The sequence below is a fragment of the Vibrio sp. 2033 genome (assembly GCF_033339735.1).
In genome coordinates this window covers 1-725 of record NZ_JAWOVC010000320.1, presented here as the reverse complement: position 1 = coordinate 725, position 725 = coordinate 1, and the positions used below count along the sequence as shown (strand labels likewise).

Below are 725 nucleotides of genomic sequence, written 5' to 3'. Positions count from 1 at the left end.
TCGCTTCCACCCCTTGGCTTTGCGCCCAATCGGTGATCAGCAAACATTTGTTGGTGAGCAATTCACGTTCGTCGCAATCCATCTCTGGCGAAATACCTACCCAAATGTCTAAATCGCTGGAAGTGCTTTGACCAATCGATGACGTACTACCCATGGTATATAAGCCCAAGATCGCTGGCTTTTCTGCCGTCTTGAGTGGCTGACCAATGGCGAGTTGTATGTCGTCGATGAATTGCTGTTGGATAGGATTGAGTTCAAGTCCGTGTACGCCGTACGGAACGTCAGCGTCGTAGTAGCCCGGAATGACTGGGTGATTGTAGTTCAGTAAGGCAGGAATCAAGTGGAAAACTTGCTGGCTTTGCGAATCCATAAGCGCCAGCGCGCGATCGATACGCTGCTGGTTCAAATTGTCTAATCGCTGAATGATGGTATAGGTGTAAGCCTGCAAGGGTAATTCCTTGGTTGAACAATCACGGACATCTGCTGATGTTTTAAACCAAAACGGCCTAAAAACGTGATCAATTTAACACTTTCATGGGGTTTGTTAAAGTTTTCCCCCCTTAATTCGCACCGGACGTAAAACCATACTTTAGTCACAAAAATGAAGACGCGGTAGTGTCGCTTGTAATCGCCTCTAACTAATAATAGTCCTTAGTCTAATTGAGAATCCAGTCACACTATTTTCACAACCTTATGTAAATCCTTCCTTAGCCCCACGAGATAAC

At 45.7% G+C, this 725-nt stretch carries 1 pseudogene; it reads right to left on the bottom strand.

The window, feature by feature from the left end:
• A pseudogene (gene cyaA / locus R7P74_RS26345) lies at nt 1–448 on the bottom strand (class I adenylate cyclase); the annotation flags it as partial.
• Between the last annotated feature and the right edge of the window lie 277 nt (nt 449–725).